This window comes from Salinibacterium sp. ZJ70, from assembly GCF_011751865.2.
GTDB lineage: Bacteria > Actinomycetota > Actinomycetes > Actinomycetales > Microbacteriaceae > Homoserinibacter.
Genome location: NZ_CP061770.1, coordinates 391115 through 417388 on the forward strand (window position 1 = coordinate 391115; position 26274 = coordinate 417388).

Genomic DNA, 26274 nt, shown 5'->3' on the forward strand with positions numbered 1-26274 from the left:
CGCCGTCGCCTCTCGACTGAGGGGTCGCGAATGACGGGTATGACGGCGTGTCATCGGTCATTCGCGACCCCTCACAGAAGGGAAGTGGGGGCGGACGGCATGAGCAGTCGCGAGGGCAGCTGACGGATGCGCCGCGGGGCGAGGTGCGCGATCGCGCGCGCCGTCGCGAGGGCCACGCGTTCGCGCCGCGGGCGACGGGGGAGTCGGTACGCGTCGCGCACGGCATCCGGCAGCAGCGCTGCGGTCGAGAGGCGTGCGAGCGGCATCGCGAGACGCACCCACCCGGGCACGGTGCCGCGCGCCGGATGCAGCACCGCGTGCGCGAGAGCGCGCGCGGTGTCGTCGACAGCGAGCGTCGGCAGCATCGCCTCCCAGTACGCCGCGAACGCCGCGCGGTCGGCGGGCCACAGCTCGGCGGGCACCTGCAGGCTCGTGCCGAAGCGGGCGGATGCGGCGTACACCTCTTCGGCGACGTCCTCGCGGAGCGGGGTGAAGAGGGCATCGTGCACGCGCGTGCCCGTGTCGTAGAGCGTCGCCGCGACCCAGAGCTGCGGTTCCGCATCCGTGGCTCCCGGGATCCCGCGGTGGGCGTCATCCACCCAGCGGGCCGCGGTCTCCGCGACCTCGGGGGAGCCGACACCGAGCGCGTACACGTAGCCGAGGGTGTGCCGAAGCCGCCGCATCGGATCGCGGGTGAAGTCGCTGTGCGCAGCGACAGCACGCGCGACGGTCGGATGCGCGAGCTGCAGCAGCAGCGCCGCCCCGCCGCCGAGCACGAGCGAACCCTCGGCGAGGTAGTCGCGGGCGGTCGTCATCGGCCTATTCTTCTCCGCGGCCCTCGCGTCCGCCTGAGCGGGCCCTTCATCCCTTCGGGCGGATGCGCCGCCCCTTGGGGAGGGCGACCCGCCGCCCGACGGCGGATTTCGGGGCGGGGGCGGCGTGTCGTCCTCCCTGAGCGAGCGGGGTAGAGTGGCACACGGCCATTTATCTCGACGTCGAACTATCTCGGCGTCGAGAGAGTTCAGGCCCCCCAACATTTCCGCCGCGATGTGAAAGAAGCGACAGCGTGGATCTCTACGAGTACCAGGCCCGCGACGTGTTCGAGAAGTACGGGGTTCCCGTACTTGCTGGCATCGTCGCAGACACCCCCGCCGAGGCGCGAGCCGCGGCCGAGAAGATCGGCGGCGTGACCGTCGTCAAGGCGCAGGTCAAGACCGGAGGTCGCGGCAAGGCCGGCGGCGTCAAGGTCGCCAAGACTGCGGATGACGCGGAGGCCGCCGCAGAGGCGATCCTCGGTCTCGACATCAAGGGCCATGTCGTCAAGCGCGTCATGGTGGCCCAGGGTGCCGACATCGCGGAGGAGTACTACTTCTCGGTGCTGCTCGACCGCGCCAACCGCTCGTACCTGAGCCTCGCCTCCTACGAGGGCGGCATGGAGATCGAGCAGCTCGCCGAGGAGCGCCCCGACGCGCTCGCGCGCATCGAGATCGACCCGCTCACCGGCATCGACCTCGACAAGGCGAAGGAGATCGCGGTCGCCGCGAAGTTCCCCGCCGAGATCGTCGACAAGGTCGCCCCCGTCTTCGTGAAGCTCTACGAGGTGTACACGGGCGAAGACGCCACCCTCGTCGAGGTGAACCCGCTCGTGCTCACCGGATCCGGTGAGATCGTCGCGCTCGACGGCAAGGTCTCGCTCGACGGCAACGCGAGCGAGGTGCGTCACCCCGAGCACGAAGCGCTCGAGGACAAGGACGCCGCAGACCCGCTCGAGGCGAAGGCGAAGGCCGCGGGCCTCAACTACGTCAAGCTCGACGGCCAGGTCGGCATCATCGGCAACGGCGCGGGCCTCGTCATGTCGACGCTCGACGTCGTCGCGTACGCCGGTGAGAACCACGGCGGCGTCAAGCCCGCCAACTTCCTCGACATCGGAGGCGGCGCCTCGGCCACGGTCATGGCCGACGGCCTCGACGTCATCCTCGGCGACGAGCAGGTCAAGAGCGTGTTCGTGAACGTCTTCGGCGGCATCACCTCGTGCGTCGCCGTCGCGGAGGGCATCGTGAAGGCGCTGGAGATCCTCGGCGACGCGGCCACCAAGCCGCTCGTCGTCCGTCTCGACGGCAACCAGGTGGAGGAGGGCCGCGCGATCCTCGCGGCCGCCAACCACCCGCTCGTCACCGTTGCCACCTCGATGGACCAGGGCGCCGACAAGGCCGCCGAGCTGGCTGCGAAGTAAGGACTAGAGAGACATGTCGATCTTCCTCAACAAGGACTCCAAGGTCATCGTCCAGGGCATCACCGGCGGCGAGGGCACCAAGCACACCGCCCTGATGCTGAAGGCGGGCACGCAGATCGTCGGCGGTGTCAACGCGCGCAAGGCCGGCACCACGGTCGAGCACGACGGCGGCGTCACGCTCCCCGTCTTCGGCACCGTCAAGGAGGCCATCGAGAAGACGGGCGCGGATGTGTCGATCGCGTTCGTTCCCCCGGCCTTCACGAAGGACGCGATGATCGAGGCCATCGACGCCGAGATCCCGCTGCTCGTGGTCATCACCGAGGGTGTGCCGGTTCAGGACACCGCCGAGGCGTGGGCCTACGCGAAGTCCAAGGGCAACAAGACCCGCATCATCGGCCCGAACTGCCCCGGCATCATCACCCCCGGTGAGGCGCTCGTCGGCATCACGCCCGCGAACATCACCGGCAAGGGACCGATCGGCCTCGTGTCGAAGTCGGGCACCCTGACCTACCAGATGATGTACGAGCTGCGTGACCTGGGCTTCTCGACCGCCATCGGCATCGGCGGCGACCCGATCATCGGCACGACCCACATCGACGCGCTCGCCGCGTTCGAGGCCGACCCCGAGACCGAGGCGATCGTCATGATCGGCGAGATCGGAGGCGACGCCGAGGAGCGTGCGGCCGAGTTCATCAAGGCGAACGTCACGAAGCCGGTCATCGGCTACGTCGCGGGCTTCACGGCCCCCGAGGGCAAGACCATGGGCCACGCCGGCGCGATCGTGTCCGGTTCGGCCGGCACTGCGCAGGCGAAGAAGGAGGCCCTCGAGGCCGCCGGCGTGAAGGTCGGCAAGACGCCGTCCGAGGCTGCCGCCCTGCTGCGCGAGGTCCTCGCCGCCAAGTAGTTCCGCGGATCCGTCCGCATGCGACGCGCCCCCATCCGGTTGCCGGATCGGGGCGCGTCGTCGTTCAGGCAGGTTCGACGCGGGGGTGGCGCTCTAGGCTGTCGGCATGGCTTCGACCCCCGCCCGCCGCCTCGGCGCCGTGCTCGCCACCGTTCTGAGCGCGTCGCTTCTGCTGTCCGGCTGTACGCTCATCCCGCTGTTCGGCCCCGGGGGCGGCAGCTCCAACGAGGTGCGCCCCGGTCCGACGCGCGAGACGGTCGACCCCGATCTCGAGCGCTTCTACACGCAGGAGCTCGACTGGCGCTCTGACTGCGGCACGGAGCGCGTCGACTGCACGGATGTCACGGTGCCGCTCGACTGGTCGGAGCCGACGGGTGAGACGATCACGATCGCCATCGCGCGCCATCGAGCCTCGGGCACACCGATCGGCTCGCTGCTCGTGAACCCGGGCGGACCGGGCGGCTCAGGCTTCGACTTCGTTGCGTATTCGGCTCCCTACATCGTGAGCTCTGAGGTGCTGAAGCGATACGACGTCATCGGCTTCGACCCACGCGGCGTCGGCGGCTCGACGGGCATCGAGTGCTTCGCCGACGACGCGGACAAGGATGAGTACCTCTACGGCACCTTCGCGAACGCCTACGGCACGCAGGGCTGGCTCGACGAGCTCACGGCGCGCGCCGCAGACTGGACCGCCTCGTGTGTGAGCAAGACGGGCGAGCTGCTCGGTCACCTCGATGCCGCATCCGTCGCGCGCGATATGGACGTCATCCGCGCGCTCCTCGGCGACACGAAGCTGAACTACCTGGGCTACTCGTACGGCACCTACCTCGGCACCATGTACGCCGAGCTGTTCCCGAAGAAGGTGGGTCGGATGGTGCTCGACGGCGCCGTCGACCCGGCCGTCGGCGACCTCGAGAGCCTCGTGACGCAGATGGCGGGCTTCGACTCGGCGCTGCGCGCCTACATGGAGTGGTGCCTGCCGCAGTCGGACTGCCCGTTCCGCGGAGGGGTGGATGCGGCGCTCGCGACGGTGCGGCAGATGCTCGACACGGTGGATGCCCGCAAGCTCACCGCCTCCGATGGGCGCGTGCTCGACTCGGCGACAGTCGCGACGGCGATCATCTACACGCTGTACTCCGAGAGCTCGTGGCCCGAGCTCTCGACGCTCTTCACACAGCTGCGCAAGATGGATGCCGACACGGTGTTCCTCTTCGCCGACGCCTACAACGACCGCGACAGCCTGGGCGAATACAGCGGCAACTCGATGGAGATCTACACGAGTGTGATCTGCAACGAGGGCGACCTCGCGACGGATGGTGTGAGCACCCTCGACGGCATCGCGCAGATCGACGCGGCCGCGCCGATCCTCGGCCGGTACGCGGCGTACGACGATTACGCGGTGCTCGATGTGGTGTGCTCGAACTGGCCGTTCCCGGTCGCCGACCTCCCCACGACGTTCACCGCGGAGGGCGCTGCGCCCATCATGGTGATCGGCACGACGAATGACCCCGCCACCCCCTATGCCAACGCGGTCGCACTGGCGGAGCAGCTGTCGAGCGGCTTCCTCGTGACCTATGAGGGCGAGGGGCACACGATCTACGGCAACGGCGTCCGCTGCATCGACGACATCGTCGATGCGTACCTCATCTCGGGCACTGTGCCGTCGGGCGATCCACGGTGCTGACCGGGCAGGGCGTGAGCCCTGGGCGAGCGGCGGCGCCCGCCGTGCACCTCGTGGGCCGCTTCTCGGAGCCGCTCGCGACGGCGCACGTGGCCGTGGAGCACCGTGTGCTCGAGGTGACGCGGATCGCGGCGGCGGGCGAGCGGGTCGCGGTGCGGTTCCGCGAACTCGCGGCGGCCGCGGACGCGGAGACGTCGGCGATCCTCGAGGCGTCGGCGCTCATGGCCATCGACCCGGAGCTGCGTGCGGCGGCTGAGGCTGGCGTGCGAGACGACGGTCGCACTGCAGAGCGCGCCGTGTGGGATGCGGCGGCGCAGTTCGCCGCCCTGCTCGAGTCGCTCGGCGGGATGCACGCCGAACGGGCCGCGGATGTGCGGGATGTGCGCGACCGGATCGTGGCCGATCTGCTGGGCGTCGATCTGCCGGGCGTCCCCCGGCGGGCGGAGCCGTTCGTGCTGGTCGCTCGCGATCTCGCCCCCGCCGACACGGTGTCGCTCGCGTCGAGCGCGTGTGTCGGCATCGTGACGCAGTTCGGCGGCCCCACGTCGCACACCGCGATCATCGCGCGGGCCCTCGGGCTGCCCGCGATCGTGGGGATGGCCGACATCGAGGCGATCCTCGACGGCGAGATGGTGCTCATCGACGGCTCGACGGGTGCCGTCGACACCTCTCCGAGCCCCGAGGATGTGGCCACGGCGGTGCACCGCGCCCCGACGCCGTACGTGGGCGACGCGATGACGGCGGACGGCATCCGCATCCCCTTGCTCGCGAACATCGGGGGCGCGGTGGATGCGCGCGCCGCGGCGGAGGCGGGTGCGGATGGCGTGGGGCTGTTCCGCACCGAGTTCTGCTTCCTTGATCGTCAGGTCGCTCCCGACTTCGATGAGCAGGTCGCCGCGTATCGTTCGGTGCTCGCGGCGTTCCCCGGCCAGATGGTGATCGCCCGCACGTTGGACGCCGGATCCGACAAGCCGCTGCCGTTCGTCGATGTCGCCCGTGAGCAGGATGAGGCGCTCGGCTTCCGCGGGCTCCGGGTGTCCCGGCGAGATCCGGCCCTGCTCGACACGCAGCTCGCGGCGCTCGCCGCGGCCGGCGAGCAGGAGTCGGTGGATCTGCGTGTGATGGCGCCGATGGTGTCGACCCTCGAGGAGACGCGCGATTTCGCTCGGCGCGCCCGTGCGGTCGGCATCCGCAGTGTGGGGATCACGATCGAGACCCCCGCGGCGGCGATGACGGCGCGGGAGCTCATCGCCGAGCTGGATTTCGTGAGCATCGGCACGAACGATCTCACCCAGTACACGATGGCCGCCGATCGCCACCTCGGCGAGCTCTCGGACCTCGTGGATGTGTGGCAGCCGGCCGTGCTTCGCCTCATCGCGCTCATCGGGGAGGCGGGTCTCGCATCCGGCAAGCCGGTGGGTGTGTGCGGGGAAGCCGCCGCCGACCCCGCCCTCGCTCCCGTGCTGGTGGGACTCGGGGCGACGGAGCTGTCGATGAGCGCCCGCGCCCTCGGGGATGTCGCCGCAGCGCTCGCGGTGGTGGACGGTGCCGCGTGCACCCGCGCCGCACGCGCGGCGATCGCCGCCCCCACCGCAGCCGAGGCGCGCGCGGCCGCCGTCGCGATCCTCACGGAGGCCGCGTCCGCGTGAGAGCTGCGCGCCACCCCGGCGTCGGAGGCGCGGCGACGTAGGCTACGGGGCGTGACCCGCCGCCTCACTCTGCTGTTCTCTGCCTTCGAGGCGCTGCTGGTGGTCGCGATCGGCGTCGCCATTCCGCTGCTGCCGGCGACGATCCTGTGGGCCGCGCACTTCGGCTTCGCCCCCGACTGGGCGGGCTTCTGGCGCGCCGCGGTGGATGTGTGGCTCATCGGCCACGGCGTCGACGTGACCTTCGTGCTCGATGAGGCGACCGCCGCGTCGATCGGCGCTCCCGCCGGCACCCGCGTGCTCGTGTCGATCGCCGCCCTCGGCTTCGCGCTCCTGACGCTTGTGCTCGGTGTGCGCGCGGGCGGGCGGATCGCCGAGACGGGGCACCGCGCGCTCGGCGAGCTGGCGAGCCTCGGCGTGTTCGCGGCGCTCTCGTTCCTCGTCACCTTCTCCGCCCTCCACGCCGACGCGCGTCCGTCGCTCTGGCAGGGGGCCCTGCTGCCGACGCTCGTCTACGGCACGGGTCTGCTGCTGGGTGTGCTGCGCGCGGGAGCCGAGCAGGGCCCGGATGCGAACGGCAGCTCGCTGCGCGACTGGATCGCCGACTGGCGGCCGCGCACGCGCGCATCCGTCGGCGCCGCTCTCACGGCGGGGGCGGCATCCGTCACCCTCACCCTCGCGGTGAGCGCGATCGCGGTGACGGTCCTCCTGTTCGCGGGCTACGCGCAGATGATCAGCCTCTACGAGACCCTCCACACCGAAGTGCTGGGCGGCTTCGTGCTGACGGCGGGACAGCTCGCGTTCATGCCGAACGTGGTCGTGTGGGCGATGTCGTGGTTCCTCGGCCCCGGCTTCGCGCTCGGTGAGGGCTCGCTCGTGTCGCCGCTCGGCACAGCGGTCGGGCCGCTTCCCGCGATCCCGATGCTCGGCGCCCTTCCCGCGGGAGGGCTCGACTTCGGTTTCGCGGGGCTCGCGGTGCCGGTTGCGGCGGGGTTCATCGCGGGAGCGCTCGTGCGTTCGCGTGTGCTGCGTCAGCTCGGCGACGCCTCGCGGGCTCTCTGGTTCGCGATCGTCGCGGTCGCGGGCGGCGTCTTCGGCGGGCTCCTCGCGGGCCTGCTTGCGGCGGCCTCCGCGGGGGCGATGGGACCGGGTCGATTCAGCGCGGTGGGCCCGGATGCGCTCGCCGTGGGTCTCGCGGCGGCGGGGCTCTTCGCACTCGGCATCGCCATCGGGCTCGCCGCCGCGGTCCCGTCGCGCGTCACGGCTCGTCTCACCGAATCCGCCTCGCGATAAGCTGAGCCAGTGCTGCGCCTCGTCGTCCTCATCTCCGGGGGCGGATCGAACCTCCGCGCCCTCCTCGATGCCGCTCAGTCGGCCGACTTCCCCGCCCGTGTCGTCGCGGTCGGCGCCGACCGTCAGGCTGACGGCCTCGCGCACGCCGAGCACTTCGGCATCCCGAGCTTCGTCGTGCCGTTCACCTCGTTCGACTCGCGCGAGGCGTGGGGCGACGAGCTGCTCGCCCAGCTGCGCGAGTGGGAGCCGGATGTGGTGATCCTGTCGGGTCTCATGCGTCTGGTTCCGCCGCAGGTCGTCGAGGCGTTCAGCCCCGCGCTCATCAACACCCACCCGGCCTACCTGCCCGAGTTCCCGGGGGCCCACGCGGTGCGCGATGCGCTCGCCGCGGGTGCCGCCCAGACGGGAGCGAGCGTCATCATCGTCGACAACGGTGTCGACACCGGACCGATCCTGCACCAGCGTCGTGTGCCGATCGAACCGGGCGACACCGAAGCCACCCTGCACGACCGCATCAAGCCTGTCGAACGCGAGCTGCTGGTGCAGACCGTGCTCGACATCGCAGACGGCACCATCGACCTCAAGGAGTACGCATCGTGAGCGGACATCAGATCGACCCCAGCCTCTACCGGGAACGCGACCGCGTCGCGATCCGCCGAGCCCTCATCGCCGTGAGCGACAAGACGGGGCTCGTCGAGCTCGCCACGGCGCTCGCGAACGCGGGCGTCGAGATCGTGTCGACGGGAGGCACGTCGAAGGCGATCGCGGATGCGGGTCTCCCCGTCACCCAGATCGGCGACCTGACCGGCTTCCCCGAGCACCTCGACGGGCGCGTGCGCACCCTGCACCCGCACGTGCACTCGGGCCTCCTCGCCGACCTGCGCCTCGAGAGCCACGAGGCGGAGCTCGAGACCTTCGGCATCAAGCCGTTCGAGCTCGTGGTCGTGAATCTCTACCCCTTCGTCGAGACGGTCGCCTCGGGCGCCTCGTTCGATCAGGCGGTCGAGCAGATCGACATCGGCGGCCCCGCGATGGTGCGCGCCTCGGCGAAGAACCACGCGAATGTCGCGGTCGTCGTCTCGCCTGCGAAGTACGGTGCGATCGTCGAGGCGCTCGCGGACGGCGGCACGACCCTCGCGCAGCGCCGCGAGCTCGCGCGCGACGCCTTCCTGCACACCGCCCAGTACGACGCCGCGGTGTCGCAGTGGTTCGTCGAGCAGGTTCCCGGCGCCGACTGGACGATCGACGTAGCCTCTGCCCCCGCATCCAGCGAAGAGGTGTCCAGCTTCGCCCCGCAGCTCGACGTGCACGCCGACCTCGACGCGACCCTCCGCTACGGCGAGAACGCGCACCAGAAGGCGGCCCTCTACACGCACCCCGGCGCGGCCGGCATCGCCCAGGCGATCCAGCACGGCGGCAAGGAGATGTCCTACAACAACTACGTCGATGCGGATGCCGCGCTGCGCGCCGCGTACGACCACGAGACGCCCACGGTCGCGATCATCAAGCACGCGAACCCGTGCGGCATCGCGACGGCCGATGACATCGCGACCGCCCACGCGCTCGCGCACGCATGCGACCCCGTCTCGGCGTTCGGTGGTGTGATCGCCGCGAACCGCGTCATCACGAAGGCGACGGCCGAGTCGATCGCGCCCATCTTCACCGAGGTCATCGTGGCGCCCGGGTTCGAGCCGGAGGCGCTCGAGATGCTGCAGGCGAAGAAGAACCTGCGTCTGCTCGAGCTGCCCGCCGGGTACCAGCCGAACGTGCCCGGTCGCGTCGAGATGCGCCAGATCTCCGGGGGACTGCTCGTGCAGGAGCCCGACGCGCACTTCGCCGACCCGGCCACGTGGACTCTCGCCACGGGCGATGCCGCCGACGAGCAGACGCTCGCCGACCTCGCCTTCGCGTGGCGCGCGGTGCGCGCCGTGAAGTCGAACGGCATCCTGCTCGCCTCGGGCGGTGCCTCGGTGGGTGTCGGCATGGGCCAGGTGAACCGCGTCGACTCGTGCAAGCTCGCCATCGAGCGCGCGGGGGAGCGCGCGGCCGGTTCGGTCGCCGCATCCGACGCCTTCTTCCCGTTCGCGGATGGACCGCAGATCCTCATCGACGGCGGCATCCGAGCGATCGTGCAGCCGGGAGGCTCCGTGCGCGACGCCGAGGTCATCGAGGCGTGCGAGAAGGCCGGCGTCACCCTCTACCTCACCGGAGAGCGCCACTTCTTCCACTGACTCGCCTCCTCCCTCCTCCGCTGCCATAGACATGTCTTTGGCAGCTGAGACACCCGCGCGCGGGTGTCTCAGGGCAGGAAAGGGTGTCTGAATGGGGTGCTGGCTGCGCGAGACATGTCTCTGACCACACCGCACCTCTGATGCGAACGACGAAGGCCCGGATGGCGAACCATCCGGGCCTTCGTGCGTGCGGAGCGCGTTACGCGATGAGCGCTTCGATCGGTCCGCGCGCGAAGTAGAGCACGAAGCCCGCCGCGACGACCCACAGCAGCGGGTGCACCGTCTTGGCCTTGCCGCTGAGCGCGTTGACGACGACCCAGCTGACGAAGCCCGCGCCGATGCCGTTCGCGATCGAGTAGGTCATCGGCATGACGGTCGCCGTGAGGAACACCGGGAGCAGCACGTTGAAGTCGCTGAAGTCGATGTTCTTGATCTGGGCGAGCATCATCGCACCGACGAGCACCAGAGCGGCCGCGGCGATGAAGCCGGGGACGAGGCCGGTGACGGGGGTCACGAACATCGCGAGCAGGAAGAGTACACCGGTGACGACGTTCGCCAGACCCGTGCGGGCGCCCTCGCCGATGCCCGAGCCGGACTCGACGAAGACGGTCGCCGACGACGACGAGGTCGCGCCACCGACGACGGCGCCGACGCCCTCGACGATGAGCGCCGACTTGATGCGCGGGAAGTCGCCCTTCTCGTCGGCCAGCTCAGCCTCCTTGGCGAGACCGGTCATGGTGCCCATGGCGTCGAAGAAGTTGGTGAACACGAGGGTGAACACGAACATCAGCAGCGCGACGAAGCCGACCTTGCCGAGGTCGAAGCCGAAGTCCACGGCGCCGACGAGGCTCAGGTCGGGGAGAGCGAAGATGCCCGCCGCGAGGCCGAAGTCCGCCACGGGGGTGAAGATGTTCACGATCGCGGCGACGACGGTGCCGGCGACGAGGGCGATGAGGATCGCGCCCTTCACCTTGAGGGCGATCAGGATGCCGCCGAGCAGCAGGGTGACGACGAAGAGCAGGGTGTCGATCGTCGCGACCGAGCCGGCGATGCCGAGCTCGACGGGCGTGCCGCCGCCGGTGGTCACGAAGCCCGCGTTCACGAAGCCGATGAACGAGATGAAGAGGCCGATGCCGACAGTGATCGCGAGCTTCAGCTGCACGGGCACCGCGTCGAAGATCATCTTGCGCAGGCCGGTGGCGGCGAGCAGCACGATGATAAGGCCGTTGATGATCGTGAGGGCCATCGCCTCGCCCCAGCTGACCTGGCCGACGACCGAGAACGCGAGGAACGCGTTGAGGCCGAGGCCCGCCGCGAATGCGAAGGGGAGCCGCGTGATGACGCCGAACAGGATCGTCATGATCCCGGCCGTGAGGGCGGTGCTCGCGGCGACGGCGGGGCCCGAGAGCACATTGCCGTCGACGTCGGCGGTGCTGAGGATGAGCGGGTTCAGGATGACGATGTACGCCATCGTCACGAAGGTGACGAGACCGCCGCGCACCTCGGTGCCGATGGTCGAGCCGCGCTCGCTGATGTGGAAGAACTTGTCGAGTCCGCTTCGCGGTTGGCTCGTCGTGGTCTGAGAGGTCACAGATGGCTCCGGAGGATGAGGTCGGGATGTGGTGGTGGAAGGGCGGCCACCTGGCGGGTCGCCCCGGCCTGAGTGTAGTGAATATGTGATCCATCAGCGTTATTGCGCGCGGGGATCGTCGTGCATAAGCTGGAAGGCTGCCAGGGCGCGCATCGGGAAACCGGACGCGCCCTCCGGCTTTCCCACTTCCTCCCTGCGCCTCCGTGCGCGTCAGCGAAACCGATCCATGCCACACGCCACCTCCCCTGCGCCTGCTCGCGGCACCACACGCACCCTGATGCGGCTCCTGCCGTTCGTGCGCCCCTACCTGGCACGCACGATCGTGAGCTTCTTCGTCTACATCGCGCTCGTCCTCGTGGCGCTCGGCGTGCCGATCGCGCTCCAGTGGATCGTCGACGGACCGCTCGCCGACGGCGACGCCGCCGCCGTGTGGCCCGCGGCGGGCGTCGTTCTGCTGCTCGGCATCGCCGAGGGTGTGCTCATGGTGCTGCGACGCAGCCTCGTGCTGACGCCCTCGACCCACATCGAGGCGGGCATCCGCAACACCCTGTACGCGAAGCTGCAGGACCTGCCTGTCTCGTTCCACGATCGGTGGCAGTCGGGCCAGCTGCTCTCGCGCGCGATGGGCGACCTCTCCATCATCCGGCGCTGGTTCGCGTTCGGCATCGTGCTGCTCGTCGGCAATGTCGTCGTGATCATCCTGGGGTTCACGATCCTCTTCACGTGGTCGTGGCAGCTCGCCCTCATCTTCATCATCACGTCCATCCCGATGTGGTTCGTGAGCTTCCGCTTCGAGAAGCGCTACTCGATCGTGTCCCGCCGCGCCCAGGATCAGCAGGGCGACCTCGCGACCGCGGTCGAGGAGTCGGTGCACGGCATCCGCGTGCTGAAGGCGTTCGGACGCGGCAAGCACAGCCTCCAGGCGTTCCTGCAGCAGGCGGAGGAGCTGCGCGGCACGGAGCTTGCGAAGGCGAAGGCTGTGGCGCAGCTGTGGCTGTGGCTGCTCATGATCCCCGACACGGCGTTCGCTCTGTCGCTGCTGGGCGGTGTGTGGCTCGCTGCCACCGGTGAGCTGAGCGTCGGCGCGCTCGTGGCGTTCTTCTCGGCGGCTGCGGTGATGCGCTGGCCGATCGAGTCCATCGGATGGCTGCTGCAGATGACCTTCGAGGCGCGCACCGCTGTGGAGCGGCTCTTCGAGGTGCTCGACGAGCCGAACCCGATCACGGATCCTGCGACGCCGTCGACGCCCGCCGAGGCACGCGGACGCCTCGTGTTCGATCACGCGCACTTCCGCTACCAGGACTCGCCCGATGGCGTGCCGGACCTGCTCGACGACATCCAGCTCGCGCTCGAACCCGGTGAGACGATGGCGCTCGTGGGCCTCACCGGCTCCGGCAAGACCACCCTCACCGCGCTCACGACGCGGCTCTACGACGTCACAGGCGGCCGCATTCTGCTCGACGGTGTCGACATCCGCGACCTCACGCGCGACGAGCTGCGCGCGCGCATCGCGATGGCGTTCGAGGAGGCGACGCTCTTCTCGGCATCCGTGCGCGACAACGTGCTCATCGGCCGCCCCGAGCTCGAGCCCGGTTCCCCCGAGGCTGAGGCGGTGCTCGCCGAGGCGCTCGAGATCGCGCAGGCGGACTTCGTCGAGCGCCTGCCGTTGGGCGCCGATACCACGATCGGGGAGGAGGGCATGAGCCTCTCGGGTGGGCAGCGCCAGCGCGTCGCGCTCGCGCGTGCCGTCGCTGCACGCCCCTCGGTGCTCGTGCTCGACGATCCGCTCTCGGCGCTCGATGTCGATACGGAGGCGCGCGTCGAAGCGGGGCTGCGCAGCGTGCTCGCCGACACGACGGCGCTCATCGTCGCGCACCGTCCGTCGACCGTCATGCTCGCCGACCGCGTTGCACTGCTGCAGGACGGCCGCATCACCGATGTCGGCACCCACAGCGAGCTGCTCGCGCGCAACGAGCACTACCGCTACGTCATCTCGTCGCTCGACGACGACCGCACGATCGAGGAGGTGCGCGCATGACCGCCGTCATCGAGGGCGTCGAAGGCGAAGACCGCCAGGATTACACTCGCGCCGAGAACAAGGTCATCCGCGCCCGCGCGCTGAAACTGCTCGGATCGCTTCTGCGCCCCCTCAAGACGCGCGTCATCTGGTCGTTCGTCGTCATCGCGGTGAGCACGGCTCTGCAGACCGCGGGGCCCGCTCTCATCGCGCTCGGAATCGATGTGGGCCTTCCCGCGATCGTCGAACGCTCGGATGCGATGCCGCTCATCGGCATCGTGGCGCTCTATCTGACCGCGGCTGTCGTGGGCGCGGTGCTCATGTGGCAGTACACGATGCTGTCGGCGCGGCTCAGCCAGGCCTTCCTGTTCGACCTGCGCGGGCGCATCTTCCGCCACTCGCAGCTGCTGAGCCTCGAGTTCCACGAGAGCTACACCTCGGGCCGCATCATCGCGCGGCAGACGAACGACCTCGACTCGATCCGCGAGCTGCTCGACTCGGGACTGCAGGGTCTCATCCGCGGCATCCTCTACATGGCGTTCATCGCGATAGCGCTCGTCATCATCGACCCCGTCACGGCGCTCATCGTCGCGTGCTCGCTGCCTGTCCTGTTCGCGCTCACTCGCTGGTTCCAGGTGGCGTCGCAGAAGGCGTTCCGCGCCACGCGCGTGCACTCGGCGCGCGTCATCGTGAAGTTCGTGGAGACGATGACCGGCATGCGCGCCGTCAAGGCGTTCCGTGCGGAGAAACGCAACGAGCGGGAGTTCGGCGAGCTTGTCGAGAACTACCGCGACGCCAACGCCCGAGCGATCCGCGTGTTCAGCATCTTCGACCCGGCTCTCGTCGTGGTCGGCAACATCGTCGTCGCGGCGGTGCTCCTCGTGGGCGGGCTGCGGGTGGTCGACGGCGGGCTGGCGATCGGCGTGCTGCTCGCGGCCCTCATGTACGCGCGCCGCTTCTACGACCCGATGGAGGAGATGGCGCAGTTCTACAACTCGTACCAGTCGGCGTTCGCTGCGCTCGAGAAGATCTCCGGCGTGCTCGACGAGAACCCGAGTGTTCCCGAGCCCGCCAAGCCGGTCGATCTGTGGGAGGCGAAGGGCGAGCTCGAGTTCGACGGCGTCGAGTTCGCGTACAACGCCGACCGGGTCGTGTTGCCCGAGTTCGACCTGCACATCCCCGCGGGGCAGACGATCGCGCTCGTCGGATCGACGGGGGCAGGCAAGTCGACGCTCGCCAAGCTCGTCGCGCGGTTCTACGACCCGAGCTCCGGCTCGGTGCTGCTCGATGGCATCGACATGCGCACCGTGCACCCCAAGGATCTGCGCCGCGCGGTGGTCATGGTCACCCAGGAGGCGTACCTGTTCTCGGGTTCGGTCGCCGACAACATCGCCCTCGGCAAGCCGGGAGCGAGCCGCGACGAGATCATCGCCTCGGCGAAGGCGGTGGGCGCGCACGAGTTCATCGAGGCGCTTCCGGGCGGCTATGACACGGATGTCAACAAGCGCGGCGGACGCGTGTCGGCTGGCCAGCGCCAGCTGCTGTCCTTCGCGCGTGCGTTCATCGCCGACCCGGCCGTGCTCATCCTCGATGAGGCGACGGCGTCGCTCGACATCCCGAGTGAGCGCCTCGTGCAGGAGGGGCTCACGACCCTGCTCGCGGATCGCACCGCGATCGTCATCGCGCACCGCCTGTCGACCGTCTCGATCGCCGACCGGGTGCTCGTGATGGAGCACGGGCGCATCGTCGAAGACGGCACCCCCTCCGACCTCATCGCCGGAACCGGACGCTTCGCGGCGCTGCATAAGGCGTGGCGCGACTCGCTCGTGTGAGCGAGTCCCGCCACCCTGAGCTCCAGCGCGCGCTCAGCCGCCCTGCATGGTGGAGAGCAGGATGACGAGCACGACCGCGACCGCCGTGACGCCCGCCGCCGCGACCCCGAGCATCGTGAACAGCCTGCGGCGGTCCATCGTCTCGGTGAATCCCAGCTCGTCGGCCTCGCGGCGCACGAGCCGGCGGATGGGCTCCGCGCTCACGCGCAGGTCCACCTGGTCGTCGAGGCGCTGGCGGGTGGAGGCGGAGGCCTGCGCTGCGAAGCGAGGCGCGTTGTCGGGGCCCCAGGCGAGTTGACGCGGAGTCTCGATGATCGTGAACGTCGAGTCGATCTCGTCGGTGATGATCGAATAGCTGGAGGTGGCGCTGAGGCGCGTCTCCTTGAACACCACCCACCAGGCGGGGTTCGCGAGGTCCAGCTCGATGTCGAACCCCTTCGGGGTGCGGCGGAACGCGAACGCGGTGCCGCGCAGGTGCTGCTGCATCGCAGCCATCATGTCGTCGGTGCGGCTCATGACACGACAGGCTATCGTTCGGACACCCGGGGTGTGCACGCCCGTTCGGGGGGAGGACCCGCCTGTCCCGAGAGATCGTCAGTCGCGGGGGCGTGCGCGGCGCATGTCGACGCGGAAACCGGATCCATCGCTCGCCCATCGCAGGGGCGTTCCCTCGCGACGGTAGTGCTCGAGTGCCGCGTCGTCGTGCCCCGGCGCGACCTCGCCGGATGCCCGCACCACGCGCCACCACGGGACGTCGCCGCCATGGTGCGCCATGATCCGCCCCACCTGCCGGGCGGCGTGGGAGCCGAGCATCGCGGCGATCTCGCCGTAGCTCAGAGCGCAGCCCTCGGGGATCGCGGCGACGATATCGAGAACCGCCTCGACGAACGCGTCCGGCGTTCCCGGCTGCGGCATGGCGTCAGAGGGCGAGTGCGCCGAGGTTCTCGCCGTAGGGAGTCTCGCCGACGACCTCGAAGCCGACAGCCTTGAAGAACTCCTCGGGGCCATCCTCGCCGGATGCCCACACCACCGTGATCTGGGAGAAGCCGCGACGGCGGGCCTCCTCGGCGAGTGCCTTCACGGCGAAGCGTCCGACGCCGGATCCCTGGGCATCCGCCTCGACGTGCACGCGCCAGAGCGCGGCCTTCAGGTAGTCCTCGGTGGCGTCCGGGTCGAACGTGCCCATGACGTAGCCGACGACGACGTCGTCGCCGTCGAGCACGACGCGCGGCCACGAACCCGCAGGATCGAGATCCTGCTCGGCGTGCACGTAGGTCTCCGGCTCGATGAAGGCCTCCTGGCCGGGCTTGAGGGCGAGGTTGCGCGCCGCGACGATGGTCTGCGCGGTCAGCTCTTCGAGTCTCAGTTCGGCCATATCCCCAGGCTATCCCGGTCATGAGGAGAGCGCACCAGATATCTCGATGTCGAGATAACTCGCACTCGCGGTAGTCTGGTTCGCGGCGTACACGCGAAAGGACACCCACGTGGTCGAAAAGATCAAGGTTGAAGGCAAGGTCGTCGAACTCGACGGCGACGAGATGACCCGCATCATCTGGCAGTTCATCAAGGACCGTCTCATCCACCCGTACCTCGATGTGGATCTCGAGTACTACGACCTGGGCATCGAGAACCGCGACGCGACCGACGATCAGGTCACGATCGACGCGGCTCACGCGATCCAGAAGCACGGTGTCGGCGTCAAGTGCGCCACCATCACCCCCGACGAGGCCCGCGTCGAGGAGTTCGGCCTCAAGAAGATGTGGAAGTCGCCCAACGGCACCATCCGCAACATCCTCGGCGGCGTGATCTTCCGCGAGCCGATCATCATCTCGAACATCCCGCGCCTCGTGCCCGGATGGAACAAGCCGATCATCATCGGCCGTCACGCGTTCGGCGACCAGTACCGTGCCACCGACTTCCTCTTCGAGGGCAAGGGCACGCTCACGGTCGAGTTCACCCCCGAAGACGGCAGCGAGCCGCTCAAGTTCGAGGTCTTCCAGGCCCCGGGCGACGGCATCGCGCAGGTGCAGTACAACCTCGACGCCTCGATCCGCGACTTCGCGCGCGCCTCGCTCAACTACGGCCTGGCCCGCAACTACCCGGTGTACCTCTCCACGAAGAACACCATCCTGAAGGCCTACGACGGCCGCTTCAAGGACATCTTCCAGGAGATCTTCGACGCCGAGTTCAAGGAGCAGTTCGACGCCGCGGGCCTCACCTACGAGCACCGCCTCATCGACGACATGGTCGCTTCGGCCATGAAGTGGGAGGGCGGCTACGTCTGGGCCTGCAAGAACTACGACGGCGACGTGCAGTCGGACACCGTCGCGCAGGGCTTCGGCTCGCTCGGTCTCATGACCTCCGTGCTCGCCACCCCGGACGGCAAGATCGTCGAGGCGGAGGCCGCGCACGGCACCGTCACGCGTCACTACCGTCAGCACCAGGCGGGCAAGCCCACCTCCACCAACCCGATCGCCTCGATCTTCGCGTGGACCCGTGGACTCATGCACCGCGGCAAGCTCGACGGCAACCAGGCCCTCATCACGTTCGCCGAGACCCTCGAGGACGTCGTCATCAAGACCGTCGAGTCGGGCAAGATGACCAAGGACCTCGCGCTGCTCGTCGGCCCTGACCAGGAATGGCAGACCACCGAGGACTTCCTCGCGACGCTCGACGAGAACCTCAAGGCGCGTCTGGCGTGAGCTGAGCCTCGCAGCACCGCACGAAGGGCTGGGTCGAAAGACCTGGCCCTTCGTCGTATCCGGAACGTAGCGTGGGGGGCATGAGCGACCCCACGGCGAATGCGCCTGTCACCATCACCGTCACGGGAGCAGCTGGCCAGATCGGCTACGCCCTGCTGTTCCGCATCGCATCCGGTGCGATGCTCGGCGATCGCCCTGTGCGGCTGCGGCTGCTTGAGATCCCGCAGGCCGTCGCGGCGGCGGAGGGCACCGCGATGGAGCTCGCGGATGCGGCGTTCCCGCTCCTCGACGCGGTCGACGTCTTCGACGATGCGGCGGCCGCCTTCGACGGCGCGAACGTGGGGCTGCTCGTCGGTGCCCGGCCGCGTGCGGCGGGCATGGAGCGCGGTGACCTGCTCGAGGCGAACGCGGGCATCTTCGGCCCTCAGGGTCGCGCGATCAACGACCATGCAGCTGACGACATCCGGGTTCTCGTCGTCGGCAACCCCGCCAACACGAACGCCCTCATCGCCGCGCGCCACGCACCGGATGTGCCGTCGGAGCGCTTCACCGCGATGACGCGCCTCGATCACAACCGCGGCCTCGCGCAGCTTGCGGCCCACCTCGACGTGGGCGTCGGCCGGCTCAGCCGGATGACCGTGTGGGGCAACCACTCCTCCACGCAGGTGCCGGATCCGTCGCACGTCGAACTCGACGGGGAGCCGGTGGAGCTCGATCCCGTATGGGTGGCCGAGCAGTTCGCGCCCACGGTCGCCACGCGCGGCGCCGCCATCATCGAGGCGCGCGGCGCCTCGTCTGCCGCATCCGCAGCCTCCGCGGCGATCGATCACATGCGCGACTGGGTGCTCGGCACGCCAGGCCACGACTGGGTGTCGGTCGCCCTCATGAGCCGCGACGAGTACGGCGTACCCGACGGGCTCATCAGCTCGTTCCCCGCGCGCTCGGTCGCGGGGCGCTGGGAGATCGTGGCGGGGCTTCCGCAGTCGGATGCCGTGCGCCGGGGCCTCGCCGCCTCGGTCGCGGAGCTTGTGGAGGAGCGCGACGCGGTGCGTGCGCTCGGGCTGCTGCCGTAGGGGCGCGGCCGCGCTGGCCGCCGCTCGGGGTCAGTGGAAGGTCTCGCCGCGTTCCAGCATCGCGACGAACTGGCGGGCCCGACGCTCGCGCGTCTCGGCTTTGACTCCATGGGTCACGCGGAAGATGAACGCCCACCGGTTCTGCGCGGTGAGCGCCGCGAACGCGGCCGCCGCCGCCGGACTCGCATCAAGGCCCGCCTGCAGCTCGGCGGGTACGGGTGCATCCTTCTGGCGGTAGGCGGCATCCCAGCGGCCGTCGGCCTTCGCGCGGTCGATCTCGGCCTGACCGGCGGGCCGCATCCGCCCCTCCGCGATGAGACGAGCCACATGCTCCTGGTTGATCTGCGACCAGGGGCTGCGCGAGCGGCGCGGCGTGTACGCCTGGAGGCTGAACTGGTCGTCGAACGCGCCCGCCTGACCGTCGATCCACCCGAAGCACAGCGCCACATCGAGCGCCTCCTGGCGGGTGATCCCGAGCTCGGTCGCCTTCGCCTTGAGGATCTTCAGTCGCACGCCGTCGACGGGCGGATCGTCCTCGAGGAACTGCTCCCACTGCCGAGGCGAGGTGAAATGCAGGATCGGCTTCTCGGCGAACGACGACATATCTCACGATATGACGGACCCCGGACAGCGTGGGTCCGGGGTCCGGTCGTGATGGGGCTACTTCGCGTTCGCCTCGAGCTGCTCGCGCTTGGCGTTCGTCTGCACCGAGATCTTGCGCGGCTTCGCCTTCTCGGAGATCGGGATGACGACGCTCAGCACGCCGCTCTCGTAGTTGGCCGAGATGGCGCTGGTGTCGATGCCCTGGCCGAGGGTGAGCTGGCGCAGGAACGAGCCCGTGGGGCGCTCGCGACTGATCCAGCGGATGCCGTCGTCGCTGCGGGCGGTGCGCTCGGCGCGGATGGTGAGCAGCTGACCGTCCACATCGATGTCGATGCTGCCCGGGTCGACACCCGGCAGGTCGGCGGCGAGGACGTAGTGGTCGCCGTTGCGATGCAGGTCGACGGGCATCAGCCGCGGGCCCTGGCGAGTGTCGAGGAGCTGGCTCGCCATGCGGTCGAGCTCGCGAAACGGGTCGAAGGACATGTTCATGGTCTCTCCCTCCGGTTGCACGTGAGTCGGTGTGACTCAACTTCCATCTGACACTTTTCTAGCACTCTCGGGGCGAGAGTGCCAACGCGCTCGCCGAGTGCTGCAGAGGGTCTGACAGCGCCGGATCAGTAGCCGAGGAACACGTCGGTGCGGACGCGGCGCACCCCGACCGCCCGCAGCTCGCGCCGCAGTCGCGCCACGTCGTTCGGCGCGCCCGAGAGCAGCACCGTGCGCTCCGTGACATCCGGGATCGCCGAGCGCACCACGTCGGCCGTGAGCTCCGATGCGCCCGCCCACACCCAGCGCTCGGGGAGCGGACCCGGATCCTCCGGGCACAGCAGGACGACCGCGCACCCGGACGCCGCGATCTCGTCGCGGTAGGCGAGCTCGGCGGCCGAGCGCACCGCGTACACGAGCACCGCATCCCCGGCACGGCCCGCCGCCGCGAGGTGGCGCAGGTGCGCGATGAACGGCGTCACCCCGATGCCCGCGGCGACGAACGCGAGCCGCGCCTCGCGGCGGCGGGGGAGGGTGAAGTCGCCCCACACACCCGTCGCGTGCACCCGTGCGCCGGGCGCAAGCGCCCGCAGAGCGCGCTTGAAGCTCGAGGCGTCATCGCGGATGCGCACGCCGATCGTGAGCTCATCGCCGTCGACCGACGCCACCGAGAACACGCGGCGCGTGCCCGCCGAATCGGGTCGGGCGTGCGGCACCGTGATCTCGAGGTACTGGCCGGGTTCGACACGCAGCGGGCGCCGCGCGCGGAAGCGGAACTCCCACGCGGTCGGTGTGAGCATCCGCGAGTCCACGAGCTCGAGACGCAGCCCGCGCCGCTGACCGAACGCGAACCCGATGACCCCCGCGACCACGAGGCCCAGCTCGGGAGTCGCGTGGAGCGGCCCGAGGGTGAACGGCACGGTCGCGAGCAGCGCGGCGACGACCGCGACCAGCAGTCGCTGCCAGCGCCGCGGGGGGAGTGTGAGCGGCTCGCTCAGCATGAAGCCCGCCGCGAAGACGAGCGGCGAGGAGGCGAACGCGAACGACAGCGCCGTTCCGACATCCAACCCGAACGCGAGCATGAGACCCGTCGTGACCGCGCCGCCCACGAGCACGTAGACGAGACCCATCGGCAGGTGGCGCGTGCGGTGCAGAATCGCAAGCGCGAACAGCGCGACGAGCGGCAGCAGCAGGCCCGTGCCGATCCACCAGGACGGGAACGCGACCCCGAGGAGCCCCGCCGCAAGCGCGCCGACCGCGGCGGGGTTCGCGAGGTGGCGTCCGCGCCACGCGAGGACGTACTTGGAGGCCGCCGCGATCGCAGCGGCGAAGGCGAGACCGAGCATCCCGTCGAGAGTGAGCGTCGGCTCGAGCACGAACGCGAGCAGCAGCGCGGTGATGATCCACGACGGTGCGTGCGGACGCGTGCGCACGATCCGGGCGAGCACCTCGTTCGCGATCCACGACGTCGCGAGCAGCACCGCCGCGCTCGCGAGCAGCGCGAGCGGGGAGAACGCGAGAGCACCCGCGATCGACAGCGCGAGCGCGAGCGCGCCGAGGGTCGTGAGACCGGCGATCACGAGCAGGTACATCGGGATGCGCCCGAGCGCGCGGTCGATGCGGTCGATCATGCGAACACCTCTCCGGGGAAGTCGCGGCTCGATTCGATCGTGCCGTCCTGCAGAATCCTGACCCATTCCACGCCCCGCCGTGCGAGCCACGCGTCATCGACGCCCACGAGCAGCGCCGTCGCGGCCCCGTCGGCGGTGAGCTCATCAGCCGCGACCGCCCAGCTCGCCACGACATCCCGCACGGGGAGCCCGGTGACGGCATCGAGGATGTGGTGGCGTCCGTCGGCGCGCACGCGACGGTTGCCGGCGCTCGCCGAGAGCGCACCCTCCGAGAGCTCCGCGACGCCGATCGCCTTCGTCGGGTCGCCCGGATGCTCGAGCGCGATCCGCATGGGGACGTCGCGGATGCGGAGGTCACCCGACCCGTCGACGACGTGGCGCGCGAATCCGGCGTCGGCGAGCTGCGCGCTCACGATGTCGACGAGGTGGCCCTTGCCCGCCGCGCCCACGTCGAGCGTGACGCCGCGCAGGGTGTCGAGGTGCGTGCCGTCCCAGGCGAGCGCGTCCGCCCATGCGGGGATGGCGTCGGCAGCGCCCGGCAGGCGCGGCCCGAACCCGGCTGCCGCGAGCGCCCCGCCGACGAGCGGCGACATGCGTCCCTGGGTGGCGGTGTAGAGCTCGGCGTAGAGGGCGAGCAGGGGGCCCGCGTCATCGGGCAGACGGTGGCGGCCGGGCGTGCGCGCGATGACCGCGACGAGCGAGTCGTCGCGGTAGCGCGACCAGTCGGCGTCGAAGCGGGCGATGCGTCGGGCGATCGACGCACGCACCTCATCCGGGATGGGCATCTCGGTGTCGATGCGCCACGGGGTGCCGATCGCGGCGAAGTGCCACGCGTGCGCCAGGGGGTCGGCGATCACGGCCGGCTCAGGGTGCGAGCGCCTCGGCCTTGATGGTCGCGAGAGCGTCGTTGAAGCCGCCGCTCGTGAGCGACGACCCGGCGACGCGCGAGACGTTCAGGGTGTCGATGTCCTGGCCGACGATCGCGTCCGCGATGCCGCCCGCGAACTTCTCCTGGAACTGGAGCGACTGCGGGTCCTGACCCTCGGGTGTCACCGTCACGGCCGTGACGATGTCGTTCTCGAGGGTGAGCTCGACGGCGACCTTCTGCTGGCCGCCGGGCGAGACGTATCCGCCCTCCGCGCTGTAGGTGCCGTCGGCGTAGGCGGAGTCGGCTCCCGTGGCACCGTCGGTCGTGAGCGGGGTGGTGCTTCCCCCGGTGGGGGCACAGCCCGCGAGTGTGAGCAGACCGAGGCTGGTGGCGGCGAGGGCGCCGGTGCGGGCGAGCGGGGAGTGGGCGGCGCGGCTCGAAGGCGTCATGACGTCCACCCTCTCAGCGCCCCCTTGGACGACGCTGGATGCCGAGGTGTCAGAACACGCCGTATGGCGCAGCCCGCATGCGGCGTGTTCTGACACCTCAAGGGGGAGGGGTGTCGGTGGGGGTGCGTAGCGTCGCGGCATGACGAGGACTCACTACTACACGGCGTCGACGCTCGACGGGTTCATCGCGACGCGCGACCATTCGCTCGACTGGCTGCTGAAGCAGCCGTTCGACGAGCACGGGCCGATGAACTACGAGAGCTTCGTCGCCGACATCGGGGCGCTCATCATGGGTGCGTCGACGTACGCGTGGGTGCTGGAGCACGACGCGGGCTGGTCGTACACGCAGCCGGCCTTCGTGCTCACGCATCGGGAGTTCCCGGTGCCGGATGGCGCGGATGTGCGGTTCCGGTCGGGTGACGTCGCGGCGGTGCACGCGGAGGTGATCGCCGCTGCGGAGGGGCGCGATGTGTGGGTCGTGGGCGGCGGTGACCTCGCGGGGCAGTTCGCGGATGCGGGCCTGCTCGACGAGGTGTGGGTGCAGTTCGCCCCGGTGACGATCGCGGAGGGGCAGCCGCTGCTGCCCCGGTCGCTCGACCTGGAGCTCGTGGATCACGCGCGCAATGGCGGATTCCTGTGTGCGCGCTACCGGGTGGTGACCCCCGCCGAATAAGCCGTGAAGGGGGCGCGAGCACCCCAGGTCACGAGGTTGTTAAGGGTCGACGTGCGCGTCGAGAACGACGTCAACGCCGCGGCCCTCCGCGCGTTCCAGGTGCTCACGGCCGACGCCCAGCACGTGGTCATCGGCGGCGGCATCAGCCGCCTCGGCAACGAGCTCATGCAGGGCGTGCTGGCCGTGATCGCCCAGTGGGAGAGCGACTCCACGTTCGTCGCTACGCTGGGCCTCGGGGAGCGGCTGCGGCTGCTGCCCGCCCATTCCCGGCCGCGGCTGTGGGGGCCGCGCTCGTGGGGGCCCCGCCCGTTGCGACCGAACCGAACCATGTACGAGGAAGTGCTGATGGCTGAAGTCGTGATCCTGCCCGGAACCCCCGCGGAGGCGAAGGCGGCCGCGGGTGAGCTCGCTGCGGATCTGATCGCGCGGGTTGTGGCAGCCAAGCCGGAGGCGGTGCTGGGCCTCGCAACCGGATCCACGCCGTTGCCGGTATGGGAGGCGCTGTCGCGCCGCAAGCTCGACTGGAGCCGGGTGCGCGGGTTCGCGCTGGATGAGTACATCGGCCTGCCGGCAGGCCACCCGGAGAGCTACCGCGCGGTGATCACGCGCGAAGTCGTCGACACTCTCGGCCTCGATCCCGACCTCGTCCGCGTGCCTGGGGACGACGGCGGGGAGATCGCAACCGCGGGACAGCGCTACGAGGCCGCGATCGCCGCGGCCGGGGGTGTCGACATCCAGGTGCTCGGCATCGGGCGCACGGGGCACATCGGCTTCAACGAGCCGGGATCGTCGTTCGCGTCGCGCACCCGCGTGAAGACCCTCACCGAGCAGACGCGCATCGACAACGCACGGTTCTTCGATTCGCTGGACGACGTTCCGCGACACTGCCTCACGCAGGGCCTCGGCACGATCCTGGATGCGCGGGAGCTCGTGCTGCTGGCGTTCGGCGAGGCGAAGGCGGATGCCGTGGCCGGGGCTGTGGAGGGGCCGGTGTCGGCGTCGCTGCCGGGTTCGGCGATCCAGATGCACCCGGAGGTGACGGTGATCCTCGATGAGGCGGCGGCCTCGAAGCTGCGATTCGCCGACTACTACCGCTTCGCCTGGGACAACCGCCCCGACTGGGCGAGCTGAGCCCGTCCGTCAGGTGCGACTGAGCACAACGTGGCGGGCTCCGCTCAGCGCAGGCGCGCGCCCGCGGCCCACACCGCGGTGACGCGGCCCTCGGCGTCGAGCGCCACCGCATCCGCGGCGTAGCCCGGCTCGAGCAGACCGAGGCGCTCGCCTTCGCCGATCGCGCGCGCCGGCACCGCTGTGACGGCGGCGACGGCCACCGACCACGACAGCCCGACCACGTTCACGGCACGGCGCAGCGCCGCATCCAGGGTGAGAGTGGAGCCCGCGATCGTGTCGGTGCCGGACAGCAGCGCGAGGCCGTCGCGCACCGTCACGTTGAGCGAGCCGATGCGGTAGTCCCCGTCTTCCGAGCCTGCGGCGGCCATGCCGTCGGTGATGAGCGCGACGCGACCGGGAGCCTCCCGGAGCGCAACCGCGGCAACCGACTCGTGCACGTGGTGCCCGTCGAGCACGAGCTCGAGCGTCACGCGCTCGTCCTCGAGCGCCGCGACTACGGGGCCCGGGGCGCGGTGGTGGATGCCGTTCATGGCGTTGAAGGCATGGGTGAGCAGCGTCGCCCCCGCGTCGAACGCGCGCCGCGCCGTCTCGAAGCCGGCCTCCGTGTGGCCCACCGCGACGCGCACCCCGGCGCGAACGAACACCTCGATCGCATCCATCGCACCCGGCAGCTCCGGGGCGATCGTGATCTGCCGCAGCGTGCCGTGCGAGGCCGCGAGCAGCCCGTCGACGTCCTCCGGGTCCGGCGAGCGCAGGAAGTCCGCATTGTGGGCGCCCCGACGCTCGGCGGCGAGGAACGGGCCCTCCAGGTGGGAGCCCAGCACGAGCGGGTCGGAGCCCGCGAGCTCTGCGATCTCCGCGAGGCTCGACCGCAGCGAGACGAGCGGGTTGGCCACGAGCGAGATCACGGATCGCGTGGTGCCGAGTGCGCGGTGCGTCGCGAGCGCGGCGATCAGCTCATCGCCGCCGTCATCGAACGCGTGCCCGCCGCCCCCGTGGCCGTGGATGTCGATGAACCCCGGCGTGAGCCGCGCGCCCGCGAGATCGACCGTCTCATCCGCGGCCGGGCGACCGGATCCGCGCCCCACCGCGGCGATGGCATCGCCGTCGAACAGCACCCAGCCGTCGGGGGTCTCGCCGCGCTCGTCGGTGACCAGGGCGGAGTGAAGGAGCGTCGTCACACGCTCAGCGTAGAACCCGCCCCCCACTGCTGCCGCGCAGGCCCGCGGC

The 26274-nt window shown here is 70.2% G+C and carries 24 protein-coding genes; 13 read left to right on the top strand and 11 right to left on the bottom strand.

The window, feature by feature from the left end; genetic code table 11:
- Window positions 1–71: 71 nt before the first annotated feature.
- Window positions 72–815, bottom strand: a complete 744-nt coding sequence (locus HCR12_RS01870; RefSeq protein ID WP_166868906.1) for an oxygenase MpaB family protein — start codon at window positions 813–815, stop codon at window positions 72–74.
- 251 nt (window positions 816–1066) lie between these two features.
- On the opposite strand from HCR12_RS01870, the gene sucC reads away from it, so the two are divergent.
- From sucC to purH, 7 genes are all read left to right on the top strand, one after another.
- On the top strand, window positions 1067–2233 hold the full coding sequence (gene sucC, locus HCR12_RS01875) for an ADP-forming succinate--CoA ligase subunit beta (RefSeq protein WP_166868908.1): 1167 nt from the start codon (window positions 1067–1069) through the stop codon (window positions 2231–2233).
- A 13-nt stretch (window positions 2234–2246) separates the two neighbouring features.
- Window positions 2247–3137 carry a succinate--CoA ligase subunit alpha gene (gene sucD, locus HCR12_RS01880; RefSeq protein WP_166868910.1) on the top strand — a complete coding sequence of 297 codons (891 nt, stop codon included), beginning with the start codon at window positions 2247–2249 and terminating at the stop codon, window positions 3135–3137.
- A gap of 106 nt (window positions 3138–3243) precedes the next feature.
- Entirely contained in the window at window positions 3244–4821 is a 1578-nt protein-coding gene (locus tag HCR12_RS01885; RefSeq protein WP_166868912.1) for an alpha/beta hydrolase, read from the top strand.
- Window positions 4815–6467, top strand: coding sequence for a phosphoenolpyruvate--protein phosphotransferase (ptsP, locus tag HCR12_RS01890; protein WP_224763587.1), 1653 nt, complete (start codon window positions 4815–4817; stop codon window positions 6465–6467). Before HCR12_RS01885 ends, ptsP begins: the two co-directional genes overlap by 7 nt.
- 51 nt (window positions 6468–6518) lie before the next feature.
- Window positions 6519–7757, top strand: a complete 1239-nt coding sequence (locus tag HCR12_RS01895) for a cell division protein PerM (RefSeq protein WP_166868914.1) — start codon at window positions 6519–6521, stop codon at window positions 7755–7757.
- A 9-nt stretch (window positions 7758–7766) separates the two neighbouring features.
- A complete protein-coding gene (gene purN, locus HCR12_RS01900) occupies window positions 7767–8357 on the top strand; it encodes a phosphoribosylglycinamide formyltransferase (RefSeq protein ID WP_166868916.1) in 591 nt (196 codons plus the stop codon).
- The gene (purH, locus tag HCR12_RS01905; RefSeq protein ID WP_166868919.1) at window positions 8354–9988 is read left to right on the top strand and encodes a bifunctional phosphoribosylaminoimidazolecarboxamide formyltransferase/IMP cyclohydrolase; all 1635 of its coding nucleotides are present in this window, start codon (window positions 8354–8356) and stop codon (window positions 9986–9988) included. Before purN ends, purH begins: the two co-directional genes overlap by 4 nt.
- Before the next feature lie 199 nt (window positions 9989–10187).
- Here the strand turns inward: purH and HCR12_RS01910 are convergent, their stop codons facing one another.
- Window positions 10188–11579 (bottom strand): NCS2 family permease, encoded by a 1392-nt coding sequence (locus tag HCR12_RS01910; protein WP_166868921.1) that lies wholly within the window; start codon window positions 11577–11579, stop codon window positions 10188–10190.
- Between the two features lie 226 nt (window positions 11580–11805).
- Here HCR12_RS01910 and HCR12_RS01915 point away from each other — a divergent pair, with 226 nt between their 5' ends.
- Together HCR12_RS01915 and HCR12_RS01920 are read left to right on the top strand one after the other, a co-directional pair.
- Entirely contained in the window at window positions 11806–13617 is a 1812-nt protein-coding gene (locus tag HCR12_RS01915; protein WP_166868923.1) for an ABC transporter ATP-binding protein, read from the top strand.
- On the top strand, window positions 13614–15428 hold the full coding sequence (locus HCR12_RS01920; RefSeq protein WP_166868925.1) for an ABC transporter ATP-binding protein: 1815 nt from the start codon (window positions 13614–13616) through the stop codon (window positions 15426–15428). Before HCR12_RS01915 ends, HCR12_RS01920 begins: the two co-directional genes overlap by 4 nt.
- A 33-nt stretch (window positions 15429–15461) precedes the next feature.
- Here the strand turns inward: HCR12_RS01920 and HCR12_RS01925 are convergent, their stop codons facing one another.
- The 3 genes from HCR12_RS01925 to HCR12_RS01935 form a co-directional block, all read right to left on the bottom strand.
- A complete protein-coding gene (locus tag HCR12_RS01925; protein ID WP_166868928.1) occupies window positions 15462–15944 on the bottom strand; it encodes a hypothetical protein in 483 nt (160 codons plus the stop codon).
- 78 nt (window positions 15945–16022) lie between these two features.
- Window positions 16023–16343: an MGMT family protein gene (locus HCR12_RS01930; protein ID WP_166868930.1), complete on the bottom strand. Its 321-nt coding sequence runs from the start codon at window positions 16341–16343 to the stop codon at window positions 16023–16025.
- A 4-nt stretch (window positions 16344–16347) separates the two neighbouring features.
- The gene (locus HCR12_RS01935; protein ID WP_166868932.1) at window positions 16348–16803 is read right to left on the bottom strand and encodes a GNAT family N-acetyltransferase; all 456 of its coding nucleotides are present in this window, start codon (window positions 16801–16803) and stop codon (window positions 16348–16350) included.
- A 109-nt stretch (window positions 16804–16912) separates the two neighbouring features.
- Here HCR12_RS01935 and HCR12_RS01940 point away from each other — a divergent pair, with 109 nt between their 5' ends.
- Window positions 16913–18130: an NADP-dependent isocitrate dehydrogenase gene (locus tag HCR12_RS01940; protein ID WP_166868934.1), complete on the top strand. Its 1218-nt coding sequence runs from the start codon at window positions 16913–16915 to the stop codon at window positions 18128–18130.
- An 80-nt stretch (window positions 18131–18210) separates the two neighbouring features.
- Window positions 18211–19203: a malate dehydrogenase gene (locus HCR12_RS01945; protein WP_166868936.1), complete on the top strand. Its 993-nt coding sequence runs from the start codon at window positions 18211–18213 to the stop codon at window positions 19201–19203.
- 30 nt (window positions 19204–19233) lie between these two features.
- Here the strand turns inward: HCR12_RS01945 and HCR12_RS01950 are convergent, their stop codons facing one another.
- The 5 genes from HCR12_RS01950 to HCR12_RS01970 all read right to left on the bottom strand — a co-directional run bounded on the left by HCR12_RS01950 (window position 19234) and on the right by HCR12_RS01970 (window position 23240).
- Complete coding sequence (locus HCR12_RS01950; RefSeq protein WP_166868938.1) at window positions 19234–19806, bottom strand: YdeI/OmpD-associated family protein; 573 nt, start codon at window positions 19804–19806, stop codon at window positions 19234–19236.
- 57 nt (window positions 19807–19863) lie between these two features.
- Entirely contained in the window at window positions 19864–20295 is a 432-nt protein-coding gene (locus HCR12_RS01955) for an Hsp20/alpha crystallin family protein (RefSeq protein ID WP_166868940.1), read from the bottom strand.
- Between the two features lie 125 nt (window positions 20296–20420).
- The gene (locus tag HCR12_RS01960) at window positions 20421–21923 is read right to left on the bottom strand and encodes an FAD-dependent oxidoreductase (RefSeq protein ID WP_166868942.1); all 1503 of its coding nucleotides are present in this window, start codon (window positions 21921–21923) and stop codon (window positions 20421–20423) included.
- Entirely contained in the window at window positions 21920–22780 is an 861-nt protein-coding gene (locus HCR12_RS01965) for an FAD:protein FMN transferase (protein WP_166868945.1), read from the bottom strand. Before HCR12_RS01965 ends, HCR12_RS01960 begins: the two co-directional genes overlap by 4 nt.
- A gap of 7 nt (window positions 22781–22787) precedes the next feature.
- Window positions 22788–23240 carry an FMN-binding protein gene (locus HCR12_RS01970; RefSeq protein WP_166868947.1) on the bottom strand — a complete coding sequence of 151 codons (453 nt, stop codon included), beginning with the start codon at window positions 23238–23240 and terminating at the stop codon, window positions 22788–22790.
- Window positions 23241–23379: 139 nt separating this feature from the next.
- Here HCR12_RS01970 and HCR12_RS01975 point away from each other — a divergent pair, with 139 nt between their 5' ends.
- A complete protein-coding gene (locus tag HCR12_RS01975; protein ID WP_166868948.1) occupies window positions 23380–23913 on the top strand; it encodes a dihydrofolate reductase family protein in 534 nt (177 codons plus the stop codon).
- Between the two features lie 345 nt (window positions 23914–24258).
- Entirely contained in the window at window positions 24259–25044 is a 786-nt protein-coding gene (locus HCR12_RS01980) for a glucosamine-6-phosphate deaminase (protein ID WP_166869056.1), read from the top strand.
- A gap of 44 nt (window positions 25045–25088) precedes the next feature.
- Here the strand turns inward: HCR12_RS01980 and nagA are convergent, their stop codons facing one another.
- Entirely contained in the window at window positions 25089–26225 is a 1137-nt protein-coding gene (gene nagA, locus HCR12_RS01985; RefSeq protein WP_166868949.1) for an N-acetylglucosamine-6-phosphate deacetylase, read from the bottom strand.
- Between the last annotated feature and the right edge of the window lie 49 nt (window positions 26226–26274).